28 protein-coding genes and 1 riboswitch are annotated in these 20,778 nt (G+C 39.9%); of the genes, 8 read left to right on the top strand and 20 right to left on the bottom strand.

The window, feature by feature from the left end:
- Nucleotides 1–103 precede the first annotated feature (103 nt).
- Complete coding sequence (locus tag ACUXV2_RS08945) at nt 104–994, bottom strand: diacylglycerol/lipid kinase family protein (RefSeq protein ID WP_446246660.1); 891 nt, start codon at nt 992–994, stop codon at nt 104–106.
- 196 nt (nt 995–1,190) lie between these two features.
- On the opposite strand from ACUXV2_RS08945, the gene ACUXV2_RS08940 reads away from it, so the two are divergent.
- Nucleotides 1,191–1,460, top strand: a complete 270-nt coding sequence (locus ACUXV2_RS08940) for a hypothetical protein (RefSeq protein ID WP_446246659.1) — start codon at nt 1,191–1,193, stop codon at nt 1,458–1,460.
- A 272-nt stretch (nt 1,461–1,732) separates the two neighbouring features.
- Here ACUXV2_RS08940 and ACUXV2_RS08935 read toward each other — a convergent pair whose 3' ends face one another.
- Nucleotides 1,733–2,383, bottom strand: coding sequence for an RNA polymerase sigma factor (locus ACUXV2_RS08935; RefSeq protein ID WP_446246658.1), 651 nt, complete (start codon nt 2,381–2,383; stop codon nt 1,733–1,735).
- Between the two features lie 91 nt (nt 2,384–2,474).
- Between ACUXV2_RS08935 and ACUXV2_RS08930 the strand changes: the two genes are divergently transcribed.
- Both ACUXV2_RS08930 and ACUXV2_RS08925 read left to right on the top strand, forming a co-directional pair.
- Nucleotides 2,475–2,891, top strand: coding sequence for a VOC family protein (locus ACUXV2_RS08930; protein ID WP_446246657.1), 417 nt, complete (start codon nt 2,475–2,477; stop codon nt 2,889–2,891).
- Between the two features lie 64 nt (nt 2,892–2,955).
- Nucleotides 2,956–3,384, top strand: coding sequence for a GNAT family N-acetyltransferase (locus ACUXV2_RS08925; RefSeq protein WP_446246656.1), 429 nt, complete (start codon nt 2,956–2,958; stop codon nt 3,382–3,384).
- A gap of 82 nt (nt 3,385–3,466) precedes the next feature.
- Here the strand turns inward: ACUXV2_RS08925 and ACUXV2_RS08920 are convergent, their stop codons facing one another.
- The 11 genes from ACUXV2_RS08920 to ACUXV2_RS08870 all read right to left on the bottom strand — a co-directional run bounded on the left by ACUXV2_RS08920 (nt 3,467) and on the right by ACUXV2_RS08870 (nt 11,664).
- The gene (locus tag ACUXV2_RS08920) at nt 3,467–3,715 is read right to left on the bottom strand and encodes a hypothetical protein (protein ID WP_446246655.1); all 249 of its coding nucleotides are present in this window, start codon (nt 3,713–3,715) and stop codon (nt 3,467–3,469) included.
- Between the two features lie 18 nt (nt 3,716–3,733).
- Nucleotides 3,734–4,324 carry a kinase gene (locus ACUXV2_RS08915; protein ID WP_446246654.1) on the bottom strand — a complete coding sequence of 197 codons (591 nt, stop codon included), beginning with the start codon at nt 4,322–4,324 and terminating at the stop codon, nt 3,734–3,736.
- An 83-nt stretch (nt 4,325–4,407) separates the two neighbouring features.
- Nucleotides 4,408–5,697 carry an NAD(FAD)-utilizing dehydrogenase gene (locus ACUXV2_RS08910; RefSeq protein WP_446247031.1) on the bottom strand — a complete coding sequence of 430 codons (1,290 nt, stop codon included), beginning with the start codon at nt 5,695–5,697 and terminating at the stop codon, nt 4,408–4,410.
- A 620-nt stretch (nt 5,698–6,317) separates the two neighbouring features.
- A complete protein-coding gene (locus ACUXV2_RS08905) occupies nt 6,318–6,803 on the bottom strand; it encodes a hypothetical protein (RefSeq protein WP_446246653.1) in 486 nt (161 codons plus the stop codon).
- 24 nt (nt 6,804–6,827) lie between these two features.
- The gene (locus tag ACUXV2_RS08900) at nt 6,828–7,514 is read right to left on the bottom strand and encodes an HAD family hydrolase (protein WP_446246652.1); all 687 of its coding nucleotides are present in this window, start codon (nt 7,512–7,514) and stop codon (nt 6,828–6,830) included.
- A 9-nt stretch (nt 7,515–7,523) separates the two neighbouring features.
- Entirely contained in the window at nt 7,524–7,730 is a 207-nt protein-coding gene (locus ACUXV2_RS08895; protein ID WP_446246651.1) for a helix-turn-helix domain-containing protein, read from the bottom strand.
- Nucleotides 7,731–7,745: 15 nt separating this feature from the next.
- Entirely contained in the window at nt 7,746–8,222 is a 477-nt protein-coding gene (locus tag ACUXV2_RS08890) for a DUF2975 domain-containing protein (protein ID WP_446246650.1), read from the bottom strand.
- 194 nt (nt 8,223–8,416) lie between these two features.
- Nucleotides 8,417–9,493 carry a 23S rRNA (adenine(2503)-C(2))-methyltransferase RlmN gene (rlmN, locus tag ACUXV2_RS08885; protein ID WP_446246649.1) on the bottom strand — a complete coding sequence of 359 codons (1,077 nt, stop codon included), beginning with the start codon at nt 9,491–9,493 and terminating at the stop codon, nt 8,417–8,419.
- Between the two features lie 409 nt (nt 9,494–9,902).
- Nucleotides 9,903–10,280, bottom strand: a complete 378-nt coding sequence (locus ACUXV2_RS08880; RefSeq protein WP_446246648.1) for a permease — start codon at nt 10,278–10,280, stop codon at nt 9,903–9,905.
- Nucleotides 10,277–10,480 carry a helix-turn-helix transcriptional regulator gene (locus ACUXV2_RS08875; protein ID WP_446246647.1) on the bottom strand — a complete coding sequence of 68 codons (204 nt, stop codon included), beginning with the start codon at nt 10,478–10,480 and terminating at the stop codon, nt 10,277–10,279. Before ACUXV2_RS08875 ends, ACUXV2_RS08880 begins: the two co-directional genes overlap by 4 nt.
- A gap of 284 nt (nt 10,481–10,764) precedes the next feature.
- Nucleotides 10,765–11,664 carry a LysR family transcriptional regulator gene (locus ACUXV2_RS08870; RefSeq protein ID WP_446246646.1) on the bottom strand — a complete coding sequence of 300 codons (900 nt, stop codon included), beginning with the start codon at nt 11,662–11,664 and terminating at the stop codon, nt 10,765–10,767.
- 121 nt (nt 11,665–11,785) lie between these two features.
- Here ACUXV2_RS08870 and ACUXV2_RS08865 point away from each other — a divergent pair, with 121 nt between their 5' ends.
- Nucleotides 11,786–12,409, top strand: coding sequence for a class I SAM-dependent methyltransferase (locus tag ACUXV2_RS08865; RefSeq protein ID WP_446246645.1), 624 nt, complete (start codon nt 11,786–11,788; stop codon nt 12,407–12,409).
- Nucleotides 12,410–12,721: 312 nt separating this feature from the next.
- Here the strand turns inward: ACUXV2_RS08865 and ACUXV2_RS08860 are convergent, their stop codons facing one another.
- The 3 genes from ACUXV2_RS08860 to ACUXV2_RS08850 all read right to left on the bottom strand — a co-directional run bounded on the left by ACUXV2_RS08860 (nt 12,722) and on the right by ACUXV2_RS08850 (nt 14,211).
- The gene (locus tag ACUXV2_RS08860; protein WP_446246644.1) at nt 12,722–13,333 is read right to left on the bottom strand and encodes a hypothetical protein; all 612 of its coding nucleotides are present in this window, start codon (nt 13,331–13,333) and stop codon (nt 12,722–12,724) included.
- On the bottom strand, nt 13,330–13,599 hold the full coding sequence (locus ACUXV2_RS08855; protein WP_446247030.1) for an autorepressor SdpR family transcription factor: 270 nt from the start codon (nt 13,597–13,599) through the stop codon (nt 13,330–13,332). The genes ACUXV2_RS08860 and ACUXV2_RS08855 overlap by 4 nt, the downstream gene beginning before the upstream one ends.
- A gap of 135 nt (nt 13,600–13,734) precedes the next feature.
- Nucleotides 13,735–14,211: an Lrp/AsnC family transcriptional regulator gene (locus ACUXV2_RS08850; RefSeq protein ID WP_446246643.1), complete on the bottom strand. Its 477-nt coding sequence runs from the start codon at nt 14,209–14,211 to the stop codon at nt 13,735–13,737.
- A 224-nt stretch (nt 14,212–14,435) separates the two neighbouring features.
- Here ACUXV2_RS08850 and ACUXV2_RS08845 point away from each other — a divergent pair, with 224 nt between their 5' ends.
- Nucleotides 14,436–15,359, top strand: a complete 924-nt coding sequence (locus tag ACUXV2_RS08845; protein ID WP_446246642.1) for a DMT family transporter — start codon at nt 14,436–14,438, stop codon at nt 15,357–15,359.
- Nucleotides 15,360–15,744: 385 nt separating this feature from the next.
- Here ACUXV2_RS08845 and ACUXV2_RS08840 read toward each other — a convergent pair whose 3' ends face one another.
- Nucleotides 15,745–16,308, bottom strand: coding sequence for a GNAT family N-acetyltransferase (locus tag ACUXV2_RS08840; RefSeq protein ID WP_446246641.1), 564 nt, complete (start codon nt 16,306–16,308; stop codon nt 15,745–15,747).
- 636 nt (nt 16,309–16,944) lie between these two features.
- Nucleotides 16,945–17,044, top strand: a riboswitch (guanidine-I (ykkC/yxkD leader).
- A gap of 71 nt (nt 17,045–17,115) precedes the next feature.
- Here ACUXV2_RS08840 and ACUXV2_RS08835 point away from each other — a divergent pair.
- The 3 genes from ACUXV2_RS08835 (at nt 17,116) to ACUXV2_RS08825 (ending at nt 19,109) form a co-directional block, all read left to right on the top strand.
- The gene (locus ACUXV2_RS08835) at nt 17,116–17,457 is read left to right on the top strand and encodes a DMT family transporter (RefSeq protein WP_446246640.1); all 342 of its coding nucleotides are present in this window, start codon (nt 17,116–17,118) and stop codon (nt 17,455–17,457) included.
- The gene (locus tag ACUXV2_RS08830) at nt 17,457–17,771 is read left to right on the top strand and encodes a DMT family transporter (protein ID WP_446246639.1); all 315 of its coding nucleotides are present in this window, start codon (nt 17,457–17,459) and stop codon (nt 17,769–17,771) included. Before ACUXV2_RS08835 ends, ACUXV2_RS08830 begins: the two co-directional genes overlap by 1 nt.
- Nucleotides 17,772–17,954: 183 nt before the next feature.
- Nucleotides 17,955–19,109 (top strand): cation:proton antiporter, encoded by a 1,155-nt coding sequence (locus ACUXV2_RS08825; protein WP_446246638.1) that lies wholly within the window; start codon nt 17,955–17,957, stop codon nt 19,107–19,109.
- A 166-nt stretch (nt 19,110–19,275) separates the two neighbouring features.
- Here ACUXV2_RS08825 and ACUXV2_RS08820 read toward each other — a convergent pair whose 3' ends face one another.
- The 3 genes from ACUXV2_RS08820 to ACUXV2_RS08810 form a co-directional block, all read right to left on the bottom strand.
- Complete coding sequence (locus tag ACUXV2_RS08820) at nt 19,276–20,211, bottom strand: zinc-dependent alcohol dehydrogenase (protein ID WP_446246637.1); 936 nt, start codon at nt 20,209–20,211, stop codon at nt 19,276–19,278.
- Nucleotides 20,212–20,319: 108 nt separating this feature from the next.
- Nucleotides 20,320–20,502: a PspC domain-containing protein gene (locus ACUXV2_RS08815; RefSeq protein ID WP_446246636.1), complete on the bottom strand. Its 183-nt coding sequence runs from the start codon at nt 20,500–20,502 to the stop codon at nt 20,320–20,322.
- Nucleotides 20,499–20,756, bottom strand: a complete 258-nt coding sequence (locus ACUXV2_RS08810; protein WP_446246635.1) for a hypothetical protein — start codon at nt 20,754–20,756, stop codon at nt 20,499–20,501. Before ACUXV2_RS08810 ends, ACUXV2_RS08815 begins: the two co-directional genes overlap by 4 nt.
- Nucleotides 20,757–20,778: the final 22 nt, after the last annotated feature.

The raw sequence follows: 20,778 nt of genomic DNA, 5'->3' as shown, positions 1-20,778 counted from the left end.
TCCATCATTTATTACCTATCTTATATTAACATAAAATTCCAATGATAATGATGGATAAGATCAAATTCCCGTAAGATTTTGATCTCTTTATTCATATATATAATCATTCCTTATGAGGAACCAGCACTTCTATGTGGTTCGGCATGACTCCCAGTTCAATCGGAAGTTTTCTGCCTTCTTCTCCATCGACATTCGTTATAAGATCTTCTGGTGAAGATATTCTGATTTCTTTAGCTTTAAAATATGTTACATCCTTATTCTTTTTCAACTTTCCTGTGAGGATGGACGTCAATACCGCAGGAAGTTTCAATACATTCATGTCGTTAATGATATAGCAATGGAGCACACCATCGTCGACTTCGGCATCGGGAGCGAGGTTTTCAAAGCCCCCTGTTGAATTGGTCAAGGCCGCCAGAAATAATATTGAATCGCCTTCCCAATGCTGTCCATCATGTTCAATTGTCAGTGGATAGGAAGGATTTGATGCAAGAGTTTTCATGCCTTCAACCACGTAGGCAAGTGGACCAAGCTTCGTCTTCTCTTCAGGTGAAACATCATATGCAGCTTCAGCTACCGCTCCCACTGCAACGATATTGACAAAGTAGCCTTCGTTATAAGTACCGATATCGACCTTACGGGTTTGATGGTCTCGAATAACATCGATCGCTTTCTCGGGGTCCAATGGAATATTCAAGGCTCTCGCGAAATCATTCACAGTTCCCATCGGAATAATTCCCAGTTTGGGACGATGATGTTCATCCATCAATCCATTAATCGTTTCATGGAGAGTACCATCTCCGCCAAGCGAAACGACAAGTTCATATTCTTCCATGCAAGCAGACTCGCAAAACTTGGTTGCATCCAGTTCTTTCTCAGTCTGACTGACATTGACCTCATATCCTTGCCCTTGCAGAATCTCCTCTAGTTTCTCAACATAATTAAGTGCTTCTTCCTTACCAGAAGAAGGATTAACAATCACCATCGCCTTTTTCATACTTTTTCCTCCTATGTATGTTCCCATTAAATGTATGTATACCTCATATGATATGTAAGGAAACATTTGTGAAAAGTATTAGAATACCTGCCACCATCACTAAACAAAACATCTTCCACGCCAAAAAATGTTTACCTATCCATATTTACGGATAAACCTTAAACAATTCCTTTTTAAGATTAGGAGGTTCACCTTTATGAAACAATCAGACGATCAACATCAAATGAATGAGCATAACCAGCACAAGCGAAGAAGAACAAAATCCAGGGATCAAGACTATCATGATTTGATTCTATCAACAATCCAGACATGTGAGTCTCTTTCCATCAAGCCCACCATCTCAATGCTGGTTGACTTTTCAGGGTTATCAGAAGAGAGAATACTTGAAATCATGGAGAATTACTATAAAAATAACTCCTCTACAGAAAAGTTAAAGAAACTGAATGACACCAATGGTTCGTTTTGAAACAAACCATTCTCCCATATGCGTGAAAAGAGTGTGCACCGTTGGTACCACACTCTTTTCATTTGTTGCTTGCTCCCTTTTGCCAAGGTTTAACTTCCTGGACACTCCATATTGCTTCCATCCATCCAGCCAAATGTTCTGATTTCCCTGCTGAAAATATCGGAAAATGCAGGGGGATCGCTCATCTTCAAATTTATTGTAATCGCTGAACAATAGTATCCTACATAAAATGCTTAATCGTACATGTGAATGATTTTGAAGACAATCAAATATTAAGTGACGACTTCTAAAACATTGCCGTCTGGGTCAATCACATGCATATATCTGGTTCCTGAAACTCTTTTCACATCAAAATTCCTCGATTCCATAAGCCGGCAGAGAGCAAAAAGCATGAATGGACGGCTCATTTTAATCGCTCGTGTCAGTTCAACCATCAGCTCTTTATCAGTCGGTTGATGATGAAACGGCGGGACATCAACACATATATTCCTTAAACGGTGCCTTGAACGTGAAAGTGCCGTTTTTACCGATTCATCAGTCACCCTGAGCATGTCTGCGATTTCCTGTGAATGATATCCGAATACGTCTTTCAGCAGGATGAGCATCGCCTGACGGATCGGTAAATTCATGATCAGTTCTTCAACTGAACCCTCGCACGAGGTAAGGTCCAATTCATATGCAAGTAGTTCTTCCCTGAAAGAAATGAACGACTTTTTCTTTCTTTGTTCATCGATAAAAAGGTTTTTTGCAGTTTTATACAGAAAACTAATAGTGAACTCCCTGTGTGGTTCAGCTTGTTTAATAGAGTACACTTTCATCAATGTTTCCTGCACGATGTCTTCTGCTCTCCATGTGCATCCCGTCAATTTTAAGCAATACCGGTACAGTTGTGACATTGTATTTTCTAAATGATCGAAAACCACAGGATCCCTCCGATTTTTTTATAGAAGATGTAACTTTTCTGCCGTTATCTTCGTTAGTAATGTGAAGTCAAATAAATAAGGAGTGTTTTGTATGTTCAAAGTAGGAAGCGTATTCATTCCCGTGACAGACTTAAAAAAGGCAAAGAAATGGTACGAAGAGCTATTAGATGTAAGACTAATTGATGAATGGGAAGGCGGAGCAGGCTTTTACTTTCCAACCTGCCAGACTCAGCTTGGACTTGTACAGGTGGAGAAACCTCAGCCTTCAGAATTTACAATAAAGGGAAACAAGAAGAATTCATATTATAACTTTCTCGTGGATGATATCGACAAAGCATATTCACATTTTAACAGAAATGGTGTTAAAACATCTGAAATTGAAGAGTTTGGCGGCATGAAATTCTTTGATTTCATCGATCCCGACGGGAACCCGTTCAGCGTAGTGGACGAGGTCGAGGGTTCCCCTTTTCACAGGGATGAAGTAAAAAAAATGCAGGAAAAGTATTGATTACCCAATGTAGGAATTGTAAAAATTCAGCATTGCATAGTTAATAAAAAGAAGGAGCATGATCATGTCGTCGATTAGGGATTTGAGTACAGAAGCAGATTGGCTTGAAGCCTACCCTGTAATGAAACAGCTCAGGAATCATCTGACACCGGAACGATTTCTTGAATTAGTAAAAGAAGCTGCTGCCACTGAAGGGTATAGACTTGCCGCTCTCTATGAGGAGGGGAAAATTGTCGCCATCACGGGGTTCATGCCTATGCTAACATTGTATAATGGAAGATTCATTTGGGTATGTGATTTAGTAACCGACTCTAATGAGCGCTCTAAAGGTTATGGTGAAAAACTGCTAAGTTATGTGGAGAAGTGGGCAAAAGATCACGGTTATGATATCATTTCCCTCTCTTCCGGTCTGCAGCGTCAGGATGCGCATCGGTTTTATGAAGATAAAATGGAATACGAGAAAAAGAGTTTTGTATTCTTGAAAGAACTTTGAACTAGGAACATCCTATTTCGTCAGATCCAGGGTACACATGTTTTAAAATAGGCAGTTACTACATCAACCTGCTGCATGTTCATCATGCAGCAGGCTTCCTGTATTTAATTGAACGGAAGGTAATGAGGGAAAATGACACATACATCAGAACTGTCATAAGCCCGATAATAATCGAGAAATGAAACAATTTATATAGGCTGAATGCCGCCCATACAATGATGGCAGTCAGAAATAACTTTCCCTTTACTGGATCATTCCGGAAGATTGATATGAAAATGGCCAATGCCAAAGTCATGCTAATCGCATGCGCAATGATGAATAACCAACCCATCTGAAAACTCTCCTTCCTTTATGTCATAATTACATAATCGGCGTTTTCCAAAGGCTGAATGTTTTGCAAGTAATAATCTTCTGCTTTCCAATACCGTTTTTTAAACTTTTCCAATTGTGCTTGCGTAGATTCATTCTCCCTTCTAAACCTGGCCTCTCGCCCACAATCTAAATAAATGAGATAATCAAAATATCCTTTCCACTCTTTTCGCTGAAGAAATACTCCTTCAATCAATATCACCCCGCTGGAAGGCAACTTCAGTTCTTTGGTAGTATGAACATCTGATTCATCATCATAATATTGAAGTGTCAGCCGGGTAGAGCTTTTAAGTTTAGAGAACATGTCATTGCGGAGGTTTTCTACATTCCACTGTAAGTAGTAGTACTCTTTCCATTCATCCAGACCCGTATGATATCGTTTTTTTCGTCGTTCTATGAAATCATCCATATGCAGGCACACGTAATCTATATGATTTTCTTTCAGAAGATCCCCCGCATCTTTCACGTACGTCGTTTTACCCGACCGGCTCAATCCATCAACACCAATCACGATAAGCTTATCCCTGTCTTTATCTAAAATTGTTCTTACAATACTTCTCTCTTCCTGCATAGTTTTCTCCTTCTTCGAATGATTGGTGATGTTTAGAGTCAGACTTCCCAATAATGAGTTAACATCTCCCTCAATCCCATTCACTAACTATTTTTAATGAGTGCCAGGTGCTTTCCTAAATATATGCCGCTTGCAGCAGCCTGAGAAAGTGAATGTGTGACTCCCGAACAGTCACCGATCAGATATATGCCTGGGATCTCACTTTCCATGAATTCGTCCGTATATAACTTCGGTTCATAAAATTTAGCATCCAGGCCGTAAATAAGCGTATCTCCATGAATCTCTTCACCTAATAAATTCTCCAATGCGCCTAAAAAATCGAGCAATGCATCCCCATATATGACGGGGACAGAATTTCTTGCATCTCCGCATTCTGCTTGGATGGAAGGTTTCACTTCATTGCACCGGAGTGATTCTGTCCCTCTATTCCTCTTGAAATCAGCCAATCTCTGAACAACAATCCTGTCACTGCCGTTGTTGATTTTTCCAATGACGTCTATTGCTTGATTCATTGCATCATCGTATGAAGGATAGGTTCGAGGGACGAACAAGGTAAAATTCAGATTGGCACTGGGAGTATCTTTTTCAAGTGCATTTTGTCCATCAGGCATGACCAGTCCATGTTGATGTTTACGGATGATCCGGCCACGAGGATTCATGCAGTACGTAGTTGCCTCGAAATGATCGTTCTTGATTTTCAGCTTTGTTTCAAAAGTGTCTTTGAGGATAGACTGCAGCTGATCCCCTTTCATTTCCACCCGGTATCCCATATCCAGACGCGTTTCACCAGGAGAGACACCAAAAGACTTCATCAAGTCTTTAAGCCACAGACTGCCGCTCATTCCAGTGCCAATGACCACTCGACCGGTCTTGAAATTCCCCCGGTTCGTTTTAAGCTCGAATCCATGGTCTAGTTTTCTTATCGCATTCACCTTTGTTTCAAATGTAAAGGTGATCCGTCCCTGCATATATTCATACATCCCCTGAAAGACTTCATGCGCTAACTCTGTCCCTAAATGCCTTACCTCTGTCGATAAAACATGCAGGCCATGGCTCTTTGCTTCCTCGTAAAGAAGTATGTTCTTAGTGCTATATTTTTCCCTTTCACTTCCACCAAACTTGCATAGAATCTCATCCACTTCATTCATCAAGCGAAGTGAATTCTCTTCTCCGATTTTTTTATGGAGCTCTCCTCCAAAATCATTCGTATAATTAAATTTACCTTCTGATTTTCCTAGACCCGCAAACCCTGCATACTTACTGCATGTCCCACTGCAAGAACATTCCTCCCCTTCATCGAGGCCGCAACTCCGCTTCTTCAGCTCTTTGCCGATATCAATCATATGTATTCGTACATCCTGATTCATTTTCATTAATGTGTAAGCAAAGAAAATACTGCTTACGCCTGCACCTATTATCGTAATATCTTGATGTTTTACGTTCACTGTGACACCTCTCTAGTGTATTTCGTTATTTTTGATTAGTTTCTGAATGTCCGGATACTGCAAGATTACCACTCTATTAAATCATTAAAATAGGATTGTTTCTATTTATTGTGGATATAGCTTAAAGCTTGTGATCATTTACACCCAAATGTAATTCGATACAAGGAATAAAAAATACATCAACAAAAATGCGGTCATAATCATATTCTTTTTTCGATATGCTCTTAGTAAGAAATATATCACCACAGGTGCCATGCATACATTCCACCACTTCAAGAATTCATGGGGTATACTTTGTTCCCTCATTAAATAAAAATAAGACAATAAGCTTGGAAACACAAATGATGACAGCAGCAAGCCTCCCAACACATTATGCACCATATTCTTCACACTTAGCCAAAACAATTGTTTGTGTACTTTCACCAACTCCATTCCGTTAAAGTACAAAACATTCAATCTATTCTACATATTAACATAAACTCCCAATACGCCAAAAGCCCGTCCCTCCCTTTCATTAATGAACTGGAGGAACGAGCTTTTGAATGTATTCATATCTTTTTTAGGATGACACCGGTCAATTTGTACTCATGGAAGCTGAATTCGATGTTGATCCCGTGTTGTTTATCAATATACCCTATTATGTCAGCGCCAGTGTCGGTCCTTACATAATAATCCGCTCCATATGTTTCAATCACCTGATTACTGGAATCTCCCATACCTATCCCCTTTGAAGTCCGATGATTGCCTGTAAAAAAGTAACGGAAAACGTTATTATTTTTCAGTCCGAATTCGATATCATTGTATATAAAGTATTCAGTCTTCGGACTGGGAATTTCATGAATTTTTTTCGTCTCTCCAAAATGCATGAAAACGATTTCCTCTTTTGAAGACAATGATACTGAATTGATGTTCTCCTTCGATAAATCAGTACTCTTTATATTCTCGTAGAGCTTTTCTTGATCGTTGACATTCATCTCAAACCCTGCGGCAAGTATAAACATTCCAAACATTATGATCCACACAATTTTTTTCATATCCCGATTCCCCAATTCTAAAAATCATTTGCATGCAGGCGATGGATTCAGATCATCTACAACAAGAAAAAGGTCCACTAGTTCCATTAAGTCTTCTATTATTGCATCAGCCTGAATCAGCTCCTGCTCTTGAGAAAAGTCAAATCGACATCCGATTGCCAGTAATCCATTATCCTTTGCTGCTGTGATATCTGAAAGCCGGTCTCCCACAACAGCACCCCTTTTCACGTCATATTTATCACATATCATATTGACCAATTCTGATTTATTCAGTGAATGAACCTGCTCAATGCTGAATGCAGCATCCACCCAGCGATCCAAGCCATAGTGATTCACGATGGACTCTAAATATGCCGGCAGTCCATTACTGGCAATGAATAACTTCAACTGCTTTTCTTTTAAATAAGTAAATACTTCTTTCACATGTGGATACAACGCACCTTTTCCCGATTGAATATTATCAATCAGCCTTTCCAGAAAATGTTCATTCACACTTTCCCTCACTTCAGCCGAATGGCATGGCAACAGAGTCTCCCATACCTTAGGCAGCGGCACTCCCATAATTTCACGATACTTACTCGTTGGAGTCTTTCCTTCCCATAATCCATTCAACCTCAATCGTTCAAATGCATCATCAAGTGACAATTCTAAAATTCGATCTGTCTGAAACAGAGTCCCATCCATATCGAAAATCACTGCATCTATCTTCATATACTTCTATCACCTTTCTGTATCACTTCTATATTCGAGGATATCCCAGGACTGGTAATCCAGCGCTTTACAAATGGCTTCCAATTGTTGAAAACCGTATTGCCCTTGTTTTCCTTTTATCAGGATAGACAGATTCGCCTTCGTGATTCCTCGTTTCTCAATCATTTCAGTCATACGTATTTTCATGTTGCCATATGACATCAATATTAATGACATTGGCCATGACCTCATTTACACGGTCAGATCATGTTCAGATTTCGCATCAAGTGCATGATTCAGCAACTTCTGCAAAACCGACGTAAACATCGAAATGGTCACTGAAGCAAAGATGATGACCATTCCGAGAATGGCCACCCCGGGATGAAGAGCCTTTTGTGTCAGCAGAAGTACGGCTCCAGTTAGATACTGCAAAGCAATGATAATGGCATTCATCTTGATTTGTTTTAAAGTATTAACTGCGCCTTCAGAAAATGCATGTTTGTTTTTAATGAGTCCCAATAGTTTGTACGCCTGATAAAGTGCAAGTAAAAAAGGGACCAGGGTCATGTACATTCCCAGCAGAACAGGCCACTTTAAATGGGCGAACTCAGGATTGGCAGACGCAGAGAATTCTGCCAGTCCTGGCAGTACGAACACACTCAGACATAATACAATCAGACCGATGAAGATGACGGCCGACTTTAAAAAGAAGATTGTTCCTAGTTTCATCATGCACCTCTCATTTCCATTTTTTTCATCATATCGTAATATTTATTGTTTTTCAATAAATAATTATCAATTTTCATGACTTTTAACCGATTTAATTCAATACGAATCAAATTCCCCCTACTATCTTTGAAATCAATTTTTCCATAAAAAAAACACACGAATTCATCAGAATTCGTGTGTTTACATTAAAGTTATCAGGATTTCACTTTTTCTTTATCCTTCTTAATCTGTTTACTTCTCAGCTGTCCGCATGCTGCATCAATGTCCGTTCCCTGTTCTACGCGGACACCACAGTTGATTCCGTGTTCAAGCAGTGTGCCGTAGAAACCTACAATCGCATCTTTCGTACTGCGCTGATACTGATTGTGTTCGTCAACAGGATTATATGGAATCAAATTGACGTAGGATAAATGACGCTTATTTTTTAATAGTTTAGCAAGCTGGAGTGCTTCTTCTTTATGATCATTCACATCGCTCAGAAGGATATACTCAAATGTGATGCGCCGGTTTGTTTTTTCCAAATAGTAATCAATTGCCGGCATCAGCTTTTCCAGCGGATATGCACGGTTGATCTTCATAATCTTCGTACGAAGTTCATTGTTCGGTGCATGCAAGGATACTGCCAGGTTTATTTGGATATTTTCGTCAGCGAATTGATAAATCTTATCCGCTAAACCGCTTGTCGATACCGTAATGTGACGGGCACCGATGGAAAGACCTTTCTGATCATTAACCACACGGAAAAAGTCCATCATATTGTCATAGTTATCGAAAGGTTCTCCGATTCCCATCACAACGATGTGACTCACACGCTCATCCTTGCCCTGTGCATCCAAATGATGCTGTACATTCATAATTTGTTCTACAATTTCCCCGCTCGATAGATCACGATTCTTCTTCAACAATCCGCTTGCACAGAATGTACAGCCGATATTACACCCGACCTGTGTGGTTACACACACACTCAACCCATAATTGAAACGCATCAATACAGTCTCTATCAGGTTGCCGTCCTCGAGTTTGAACAGAAATTTGATTGTTCCGTCCTTCGATTCCTGTTTGATCTCCTGCTTCAGCGTTTGGATATGAAAATGCTCTTCTAAAAGCTCAATGCATTCACTATTTACATTCTTCATCTGTGAGAAGTCAGTCACTCTTTTTTTATATAGCCAATCCCATACCTGAGAGGCACGGAACTTCTTCTGACCGTGCTCAACCAGCCATGAGGTCAGTTGATCTAATGTTAATCCGTATATGGATGTTTTCTCCATTTAAAAACCCTCATTTCGAAACTCTACAAATTTTCTACTTATCTATACTACTTAAAGTGTAGCCATGTTTCAAGGGATTTATCAACTTTACACAATATTGGAATTCCGTATCTTAGTAAAAGAACCTGCTTCAACAGCATGTTTTAATCAGCTGCAATTCACTTATGGAGATGAAAATAAAATAGACCGGGAATATGCCCGGACTATTTTATTGATTGACTCTTTTAATAAAATCTCGGAGCTTTTCCTAGTCCCTCAGTTTACCGTTGTATTCCCATACTATCATGGCAGATGTAATTTCCTTTTTCCACATATGTTCCTTGAGAAGATTTCTTTGATTCTGAAACTTAGTAACCTGCTCCGTGTGAAGTGATCGGCATTGATCCCGTCTCCAGCAGCAATCCAGCACTCAATATTTCCTCGCATAATAAACCATATTCAAAAACACAACCGATATGTAGAGGGAAGCAATAAGGAGCAATAGATGGTATGCAGACAGTTGTACTGGCCCCACATAAGGATTAACGAGTGCCATCAGGATGATGATGATGCCGAGCATCCAAAAGTAACTGACGAAAACACCGCGTTCCCTGATTTTCTGCGCTCGTTCATCTTTTGCGGCAAAGTGATCTGATAGGTAAGCCATGCAAAAGCTCATAATGGTAATCGACACAGCCATGATGCCTTCCGGGAACTTACCGGCGGATAGATATGCATAGTTGACAAAGAATGCATTCACCAGCAGGATGACGCCTAAAACGATAAAAGCCGTTTTATTGTTCTTCATTCGCTGTCCTCCTCATAAATAAAGATATCTTCGATGCTGCATTGAAAAACACGCGCAATCTTGAAGGCCAGATTGATCGATGGATTATACCGTTCTCTTTCAAGCGAAATAATGGTTTGTCTTGAAACCCCGAGACGGTCAGCCAGCTGGTCCTGGGTCAATTTTCTTTCAGCACGCAGCTCTTTTATTTTATTTTTCATCCATTCACCTTCTTTGTGTAAAGCTAGCTTTACGTATAGTTTACTTTACATTTTTAGTGGGAGTCAAGGTTGATTTACATTATTTGGGCACAATTCAGGTGGTCAGCTTATACCCGCGCGCGTATAAAAGGTTTGGTGTATGGCAGAATTTGTCGGAAAATCGGTAGTTCGCCCTTCAATGAAAAGTCCCGCACATAAATCGTGCCCGATACCCCATACATCCTAAATTTAAAGGGATTTCCGCGACTGGAAATCCCTTTAACAAGTAGGTTTTATCAATCTGCTCAAGGAACCCGCCCCCATCCCCCGGACCTCAACGTCTCCAAAAAACTCCGGGCAGCAGGAGCCAGCGATTGTTCACGATCCAAGCTTACCAAGGCGATTTCCCTATACAATGCCGGCATATTACTTGGTTCGAGTTTGACAATTGTTCCGTTTTCAATGAGGGAACTCACCATTGACTCTGTTAAGAGCGCTGTCCCCTGGCCATGCTGAACGAATTCCAGCGCCGTGGCCGGCGGCAGTTCAAGTGCATCGGAGCCGAATGACATATTCGTTCTTTGCCAATGCTTGCTCTCCTCACTCCAATCCGTCATGATGTAGGGCTCACTGTCAGCAAACACTTCCTCTACCGTATAACTCCCGCCTCTCATTTGACTGAATCTGTGAGCATGATGAGCAACGAATACCAAGGGTTCTTTTATGGTATGAAGCCTCTTTAAGTCCCTATTGAAAAACGGGGAAGTGATCAACCCGAGGTTTATGAACCCATCATAAAGCATCTCGATAATCTGTTGATTATGACCGGTATGAATGGTTACGTCGATGTCCGGAAAACGGTTGTACATTTCCCTTACAACCGAGGTGAAATGGCCGGTTGTAAAAGTCGGAAGCGTCCCGATCGTGATTTCCCCTCTCTTGCCCTCTTTTATCGACTGAGCCCTTTCTTGCCCTTTGTGTAATGTGTCGAGTGCCTGTCTTGCATAAGGAAGGAACCCTCTTCCTAAATCCGTCAGCTCCATTTGTTTACCGGCTCTGACAAAAAGAAATCCGCCAATATCTTTCTCTAACTCTTTTATCCGCAGACTGATTGTAGGCTGAGATACATCGAGGTGTCTCGAAGCTTTGCTGAATGATCCAAGCCTTGCAACAAGTTCAAATGCTTTAAGCTGATTGATTTCCACGCCAACCCCTCAATCCTATAAAAATATTTAATAACAACTATAAGTATTATCAGGTTGTTTAATAGTTATAAGGAAATTATAGTGGAACTAGACAATGATTGAAACCAAAGGAGGGACATAAATGATTCTGGCAAAAAAGCTCCAAAGCATCCTGGACTCCCAATATCAGCACCCAAAAGGGGTGATCGGATGGTTGATTGGCGAAAAAATGATCCGCCAGCATAAACCCGAGACACTCTGGACCGTTCAACATCTGAACCTTCAGAAGAATGAACAGATCCTCGAGATCGGATGTGGTGCGGGATTTGCATTAAAACATATTCTAAATCGAAAAGAGGGCCACAACGTCACAGGCTTAGACCTCTCAACAACCCTCCTCCATTCCGCAGCCATCCGCAACAAAAAAGCACGAAGACACAAGCGGATGAACTTAGTCCACGGCAGCGTTGAAGAACTGCCTTTTCATGATGAGCAGTTTTCAACCGTGTTCAGTATCCATTCGGTGTATTTTTGGGGTGATCTATCCAAAGCCATAGAGGAAATACACAGGGTGTTAACACCTGGAGGCAGCGTAACGATTACACTTTGCGATGGGAAAAACGGGGAATCCTGGGAGACGATAAAACACTTGATTGAATCTGAACTGCGCCCAATCATGGAACAATTGAAATTTAAGCATGTCAGAGTTTTGAAGGGTCCGGTATCGCGGGGATATCACACAGTAGCTGTCAGAGGAGATAAATAATTGTCTCCCTGAAAGCTGCCCTTTCCCTCCATCTCAAACCACCCTTCTCAATTCTTCTGTCAAAAAACAGGTCAAGGTACCTGTCCCCATGTCCCTTTCCGGGATCACTCCCATCACACAAACTTCTCCGTATTCCGAACCCTAAGGAGTATTATCGTACCGCAATCCAAACAAAAACAAGCATCCACTGGAGAATGTTTCAATATGGACTTCTTTCCAAACAGTGCACCGTACCCCTTAAATTCTCCAGTAGCATGTCTCTGAGACTGACATTCTGGGCACGTTCTTCCTTCTTTCATTGGAATCCCCCTTTCATCGTCCTGATACATGCAGCTGATAGGCTTTGTATGCACGAGCTACAGCCGCGAGCAGCGTAATCAATAAGATGCCAAAGAAGCTGATCAGCATGAATGTTCCTTGAAGAAATACACAGAGACACATGAGGATGCCTCCCCAAAACAGTGGATAGGCGAACGGACGCAGGGTGATGTTCCATACTTGATGAGTTGAATTCATTAATGATGTGGGTTGGTCTGAGGTGTTTAGTTGGAATCGTGGAAGTGCGTTGGCGGTGGTGATCAAGACCGTCCCTACTAGAATCGGCAGCAGTCTCAATATGTCAAATTGGGTTCCAGAAGCAAGCAGCAGTAGCCCCATGTGCAGAATGAATAAAATGACAGTGAGAGATACAAAGATGTGATCTATCCCCTTTTTAAATCGGGAAAAGAAGGCCCCCTGATTCATCAGGATCGGTACAGTGAAGAGTTGAATCACCACTACCATCATCGTGACCGGAATCGCAAACAAGATGACTTCCCCAGGTCCATACGCAGAATCCATCATTTCGCTCTTGGTGACATAAAGATAGACACTTACCCCAAATGATAAAATCGTCAATAAACTAATCAAGAATTTACTATTCACTCGTTCTCCCCCTTAGAATTAAATTGTATGATCCACTTCATGACATCCTGGAAAACCGATGAATTCAATGAATAATACACATATTGCCCCTTCTTGAACGCATATACCAATTCAGCGTGTTTCAATACCGATAGATGCTGCGATATCCCCGGCTTGCTGATGTCAAAATGCTCCGCAATCTCTCCTGCCGTCAAATCCCCCTTACGCAGCAGGTCCAGGATCTTTCTTCTATTCTCATCAGACAGGGCTTTAAACAGCTCGTTGATCGACAAGTCCGTCCCTCCTTTTATTATTTAAGTGTTTACTTAATTACTTAAATTATAAGTTATTGGAATGAAATGTCAATTATTATTGTTAATGTTTTCCTGAAAAAATAGAGAACCAGCTTCTAATAAATCCATCTACCCCTGAAGCGGCAGCACCGTCGAATCCTTGATCCCCCTTAACGCTAAGCTGGTCTGGATTTTGGATATACCCATTTCATTCAATTTCCGAATAAATATTTCAAGACCCTTGCGATCTTTGCAGGCCACCTTCAGCAGATAATCGTACTCCCCGGTTAAACAATGACATTCCAATACTTCAGTCATGGACTCCAGCGTTTCTTCAAGTACATGCAATCGATCCGCCTGATGCAAACCTGTGCTCATAAAGACGAAACACAATAAATCAAAGCCCAGTTTCTCATGATTTAAGATGGCGACATGTTTTTTTATGTAGCCTTCCGCTTCCAGCCTCTTAATTCTGGCATGAACGGCCGGCGCAGATAAGTTCACGCGCTTGGACAATTCAAGATTACTGATTTGTGCATTTTTCTGGAGTAAATCCAAAATGGTTAAATCCATTTGATCCAGGACCCTGCTTACTATTGATTCCATCCTTATCACCCTTTTCGATTGTTCCAAAAACACTTCAATTTTATTATTAAAAATGAATAAAATAATCTATTTGTCTATAATTCTTTTATATATTTTGAATTACTATCATTATACAAAATCTTCTTCTGTTAAATAAGAAAAATGTTAAAATAATTCATATGAATAATGTCATTGTGCACAATGGCTCTTTATTTCTTGATTAAAAAGAAAAGGGGCTAAATGACGTGAAGTATCATCTGTTGCTGTTATTAACAAGCTTTCTTTGGGGCGGAAATTTCATTGTGGGCAAAACGCTCGTCGATCACGCATCACCGATAACGCTGACGATGCTGAGGTGGACGATTGCGATTATCTGTCTGATTCCATTGGTATGGAGAAAAGAGAAGAAGCTTCTTCCCCCAAGGCAATCCATCCTTCCGCTGTTTTTAATGGGGATCTCCGGAGTAGCCCTGTTTCAGGCTTTACAATTCATGGCGCTGGAAGAAACATCGGCCACCAACGTCGGCCTAATCTCTACAATAAATATGTTTTCCATTGCCGCATGTTCGTTCATTTTTCTTAAAGAAAAAATCAATCCATACCAGCTCATGGCGATGATGGTATCGCTATTCGGGGTGCTGCTTGTCCTTTCAAGGGGACATGTGGAATTGCTTCTGTCCCTTCAGTTCAATCACGGAGACATGTACATGCTGGCAGCCGTCGGCATGTGGGGCATCTATTCCGTTTGCAGCAAATGGGCCATGTCATTCGTGACCCCGATGATGTCCATCCTTTACTCTGGCATCTTCGGTCTTCTGGTACTCCTTCCGTTTAATCTAAAGGAAATGACCGTAACCAATGTGGATGCATCCTTTCTATGGTCAATTCTTTATACAGGAGTCATCTCAACGGTCGTGTGCATGGTGCTTTGGAATGTCGGCGTCCATCACCTCGGGCCGAGCACATCCGGTCTGTTCCTGAACTTCAATCCGGTGTTTACAGCTTTATTGGCGTTCATGTTTCTAGGTGAAAAAATGAACGGAGTCCAAGCTGCCGGCAGTCTCCTTGTCATCACGGGTTGCGTCCTTTTTTCCGTTATGAAAACCAAACCTGGCCGAAAGCGGTTGATCATCAGGTCACCACTGTTATCAGGGCAGCCACTTAAGTAAATCTAGGTACATTCATTTAAATCGGAAACAGAGAACTTATTTTAAATAAAAAAGCCTGCTAATTCATAGCAGGTTCAGTTTTCAGTTAGAAAACGTAAAAATCAGTGCCAAAACGAAAAGATATTGCACCCTACATAACAAGCTGTATAAGGGATTTTCAACCTAGTTTACCTTAAGTCAAAATAAGCACGGTATTTAATCAGAAAAGCCCAGACCTAAATGGTACTGGGTTCTAGAAAATTTTATGGACTTCTTATTTCATTAAAGCCCCCGATTGTTGAAGATCTGCCGAATCCATTTACTCTGTTAAACTCCCCTATTCTTAAATTAGAACGTGCTAAAATCCTTATTGATTTATTTTAAATGGAATCCCCTTTCACAACGTTTACTTTATTATTGAATAAATACAAGTGTCAGTTAGCTTGCTTCCATCTGCGGATAAATCATCATTCCTTAAGGTTCCTTCTAATTCAAAACCTAGTTTTGCTGGGATCGAACGACTTTTAACGTTTGTTGATTCACATCTTATTTCAATCCTTCTAAATTTGAGTTTCTGTAAACCAAGGTTAGTTAACTCACTTACTGCTTCTGTCATATATCCATTGCCACTAAATTGCGAGTTAATCCAGTATCCAATTTCACATTTGGAAATCTTCCAATTGATTCTGTGAAGGCTAGCAGTTCCAATAAAATCTTTAGTATCCCTATGAAAGATAAGATAGCGAAAGCCTTCTCTTTTCAAAAAATCTATATGGGCGTTTCTCAGGAGAATTTCTGTTTCTTCAACAGTAGGAATTGCCTGGAATATAAGCAACCATTGCTTTAGCTCAGTAATTGAATCCTTAATAGCTTGGTGTACTACATTCCCGTCACCAGCTTGTTGTGGTGCTCGAAGAATTAGTCTATCTGTTTCTATTTTTAACGGAACATCTATTAAAATAGGATCCATATCATTTCCCCTCTCTAAAACTTTAAATTTCTGTTAATGTAATTCAACAAAAAAGTACATTAATCCTCCAAGGGATCAATGTACTTATATTTGTTATTAAAACTGCTTACACTTTATTTCCTTTTTTCGGTGTCTTAATTCAAAAGCAAAATATATATCTATCTAAGATATAGACAGAATGGATAAATAAACACATGTAACTGTTAAAACAAAAAAGATAATAGAAATTCGAAGGTTTTTTCTCATTTTTATTCCATAAGCACAAAAAAAGATAGCAGCAGCTAATTTTGAAAAGCCTTGAACATAATCATTATTCGAAACAAAGGAACTGCTAAAAATTATTGAAAAAAGCAAAGTGGTCATGATCAGAGTTTTAAACCACAAGGGCTCACTTTGGAATTGTTTAATCATAAATTTTATACGTTGCACAACTGTAAAACTCCCTTCTGAAAACTTTAGTCTAATTATGCATATGGATGTTTTGTATAAACTTTACTTCCTTAATGCAAATTCATCTAATCTATAGAAGGATTCATATTCAACTTTACTCAGTCTCATAAAGTTCACCATTATATTCCACTCTGTTAATCTTGAATAATTTTCAAATGCATGTATAATTAAAGGTAACCAAATAACGTAAATGTTTTCTAGGGTTCCGCAACAAGTTGTTGGTCTGGTCCGAGAGAAAACTCACAGCAGCATTGCTGTGTCACGGAGGGATAAAAGCCCGGGAGAAACCTGTATAAACAGATTTCTCCCGGGCTTTTTTGTGTTTTTGGTAATACTACAATTGGAGGTGTTGGTAAAATGAATAAAAACTGGATTAAAGTATTCGTTGCAGCTTTCTTTGAGGTTTTTTGGGTAATTGGTTTAAAACACGCCAATGACTTTTGGACCTGGGCTGGAACGATTATTGCTATCATCATCAGCTTCTATGTAATGATAATGGCCGGACGAAAACTTCCAGTAGGGACTGTATATGCAGTTTTTGTTGGATTAGGTACTGCAGGAACTGTCTTTTCTGAAACCATTTTCTTTGGAGTACCATTTAAAGTGGAAAAAGTACTGTTGATTTTACTGTTATTAGCAGGAGTAATTGGCTTGAAATTAGTGACAAAGGACAAAGTGCAGAAAGGAGATGAATCCTAATGGCATGGATTTCTTTAATCTTAGCAGGTTTATGTGAAGTGTTCGGCGTTACTATGATAAATAAATTGCATAAGGACCGCAATTGGCAATCATTAGTCCTATTGATTCTCGGATTTGGAGCAAGTTTTATATTTCTTGCTTATTCAATGGAAACACTTCCTATGGGTACAGCTTATGCAATTTGGACAGGAATTGGGGCTTCTGGTGGAGCCATTTTAGGCATGGTTTTATATGGTGAATCAAAAGACTGGCGAAGAGTTATTTTTATCGGCATGGTGTTAGGTGCTGCAATAGGATTAAAACTCGTTTCATAATATGTTTAGTTTAGCTTGTTTATTGTCTTATCCAAGTTCCAGTGCCATTTAATAGATCATCTATACAAGTTTATAAAAAGAACATTAGGAGGAGCCTGTCACCAAGGGATAACTATGTCTTGGTAACAGGTTTTTTGGTATGCATTTTTGAAGCAAATTATGAATTTTGAAAGGCGGAATCATATGTTTATTCTTCAATTAGCACTCATTATTATTGCAGCGAAACTTGCAGGAAGTTTAAGTGTGAAATTTGGTCAACCATCCGTTCTTGGAGAAATTATTGTTGGGATTTTGTTAGGGCCATCTGTTTTTGGGCTAATTAGTGCATCAGATACTTTATCTGCATTCAGTACAATTGGTGTCATTTTGCTGATGTTCATCGCGGGGTTAGAAACTGATTTAGATGAATTTAAACGATCTGGCAAATCATCAACATTTGTTGGCTTTGGTGGAATAATTGTTCCGTTATTTTTAGGATATTTTACAGGGTTGATGATGGATTTAACGAATCTCCAATCTTGGTTTTTAGGTATTGTGCTTTCTGCAACGAGTGTAAGTATCTCAGTACAAGCACTTAAAGAAATGAACCAACTAAAAACATCTGAAGGAACTACTATTTTAGGTGCTGCTGTAATTGATGATGTCGTTGTCATGATTGTTTTGGCCTTTTTAATGAGTTTTGCCGGTGGTGGAGATGTTGCTTTAACAACATTGGTATTAAAGAAAGTCTTATTCTTTACAGCAGCCATTTGGGCAGCATGGAAAGTCGTACCTTGGTTCATGAAAAGATTCACTCATTTGCCTATTAGTGAATCTGTTATTTCAGCTGCGTTAATTATCTGTTTTTTGTACGCATATGCGGCAGAATATACAGGAGTTGCTACTATCATTGGAGCTTATATTGCTGGTATAGCAATAGGTTTAACAAAATTCAAACACGAAGTTTTTGAAAAAGTTGAAACGATTAGTTACTCTATATTTGTTCCGATATTCTTTGCGTACATTGGTATTTCTGCTGAATTTACGGGTATTATTGATAATTTAGTTCCCATTATTTTGCTAAGTATTTTAGCTATATTCACTAAGTTTGTTGGTTCTGGTGCGGGTGCCAAACTAGCTGGATTTGGTTGGAATAGTTCAATGGGAATAGGATCAGCAATGGTGTCAAGAGGTGAAGTTGCACTAATCGTGGCTTCAATGGGCTTGGGGTCAAACCTAATACCGCAAGAATTATTTGCTACGATCATTGTTGTAGTTATTGTAACCACAATTGTCACTCCACCTATGATGAAGTGTTTTTTTAATTCAAATATGCAAACTCAAAAAAAAGCGAGCTAAAATAACTCACAGGAAAAGGAAGCATTTAATTAATTAATTAATTGCTTCCTTTTTTATTCTGTAATCGGCTTATTAAAAAGAGTGCGCAGAACTCGTTTTTGTATGAGAAGTAAACCAATTGGAACTGTACTCTACAAGGTTTGACATGTTTCAAAATAACCTGACATCACTCACGGTACTCCACCAACACCTTCAAAGGACTAACATTCCCTTCCCCCAAATCCTCAAAGCACCGGATCAAGTCCTCTTCCCCGATTTTCAATTCGAATATCTCATTCAATATCGAGCCTCTGCTTCTTACATGCTCAAAATACCACTGGGCATGCTTCCTATAATCCCAGCCGTCACTCGAACCGATGATCGTTAATTCCTTCTCATAAAACTCCGGATTCAGGTCAAAGATGTCCTTGTTTCCGTCTGACAAGATGCACAATACAGCCTCCGCTACCAGTGAGGTTTGCAGACAATGAAAGGCCTCTTTTTTCCCCGAACACTCTAACCCATACTGATATTCATCTCTGGGACACGCCGATGTTTCCGTAAATACATGCTGTGCGCCTAATCGCCTGGCTAAGTTTCCCCTCGAAGGATTCGGTTCCACAACGTCTATGTGTTGAACGTTCATATACTCTTTGAGAAAATAAACGGTCAGAAGCCCCATGGTCCCCATGCCCGTCACCAATACTTTGTCATCTATGTCAGGGTTCAGTTTCAGGACACCCTTTGCTGCGTCACACGATAATATGATGAGAAGGGCATCCGTGGGGTCAAGATCTACTGGCACTGGGATGGCCTTATGCTCCTGGATGATCCCATAGTCTTTATGGCCGTAAAATGCGACGACTTTATCACCTTTTTTCAGCTTATCAACCCCGGCACCAATGTCTATGATTTCACCATAGCTTTCATACCCCGTTTCTTTAGGATAGTTCGGGGACTTTTCCGTTTTATCCGTTTCCAGATACTGCGGCAGTTCCGCCCCTATGCTAATGGATCCGGCACTTGTTTTAACTAATACTTCACCATGTTCAAGCGGGAGGATTTCTTTTGCAGTCCATTTCAATTCTTTTCTTCCGTACAATACAAGCGAGTTTTGTTTCATGCAAGAGACCTCCTTTCTTTTTTGGGAACTCCTTCTGATAACAGCCCAAGATATACTGACTTCCGGATCATTGCATAATAGGAAATCTCAATATAAAAATAAAGACGTTCATAATGACGGAGGGCTATCAGACATCGTATTAACAAGGATTAAATAAATGATGATGTTAGCAGGTAAAAAAATAAAAAGGAGTCTTACCGCGAAAGAAGAAATACCGAAATATTCAGCTATGCCTCCACATACTCCAGCTATTGATTTATCTGTTGAAGATTTTCTTAATTTGGTATTCAATGCATTTTCCCCTTTATCCCATACTTACTCATAACTTTATGAATCATCCACAATATAAATACTGTAATGAGGGCACTTTCACAAGCCAGGACCAGAAGAACGAAAAGTAACTCTCCATAGTCTTCAAGTTCATTAAACACAAAGTATTGGAATTCCCAGCCGGTAAAATAATTGGCCAAACTCACCAATGACAAGACCCAAGGGAATAGATACCAGAATCTTTTATTGATATCTTTAGTCAATCTGAGCTCCACGAACTCCCTCCTTAAAAAAAAG

The organism is Rossellomorea sp. NS-SX7 (assembly GCF_052828565.1).
The sequence above is the reverse complement of the archived record's forward strand: the minus strand, read 5'-3'. Positions and strand labels throughout refer to the sequence as shown.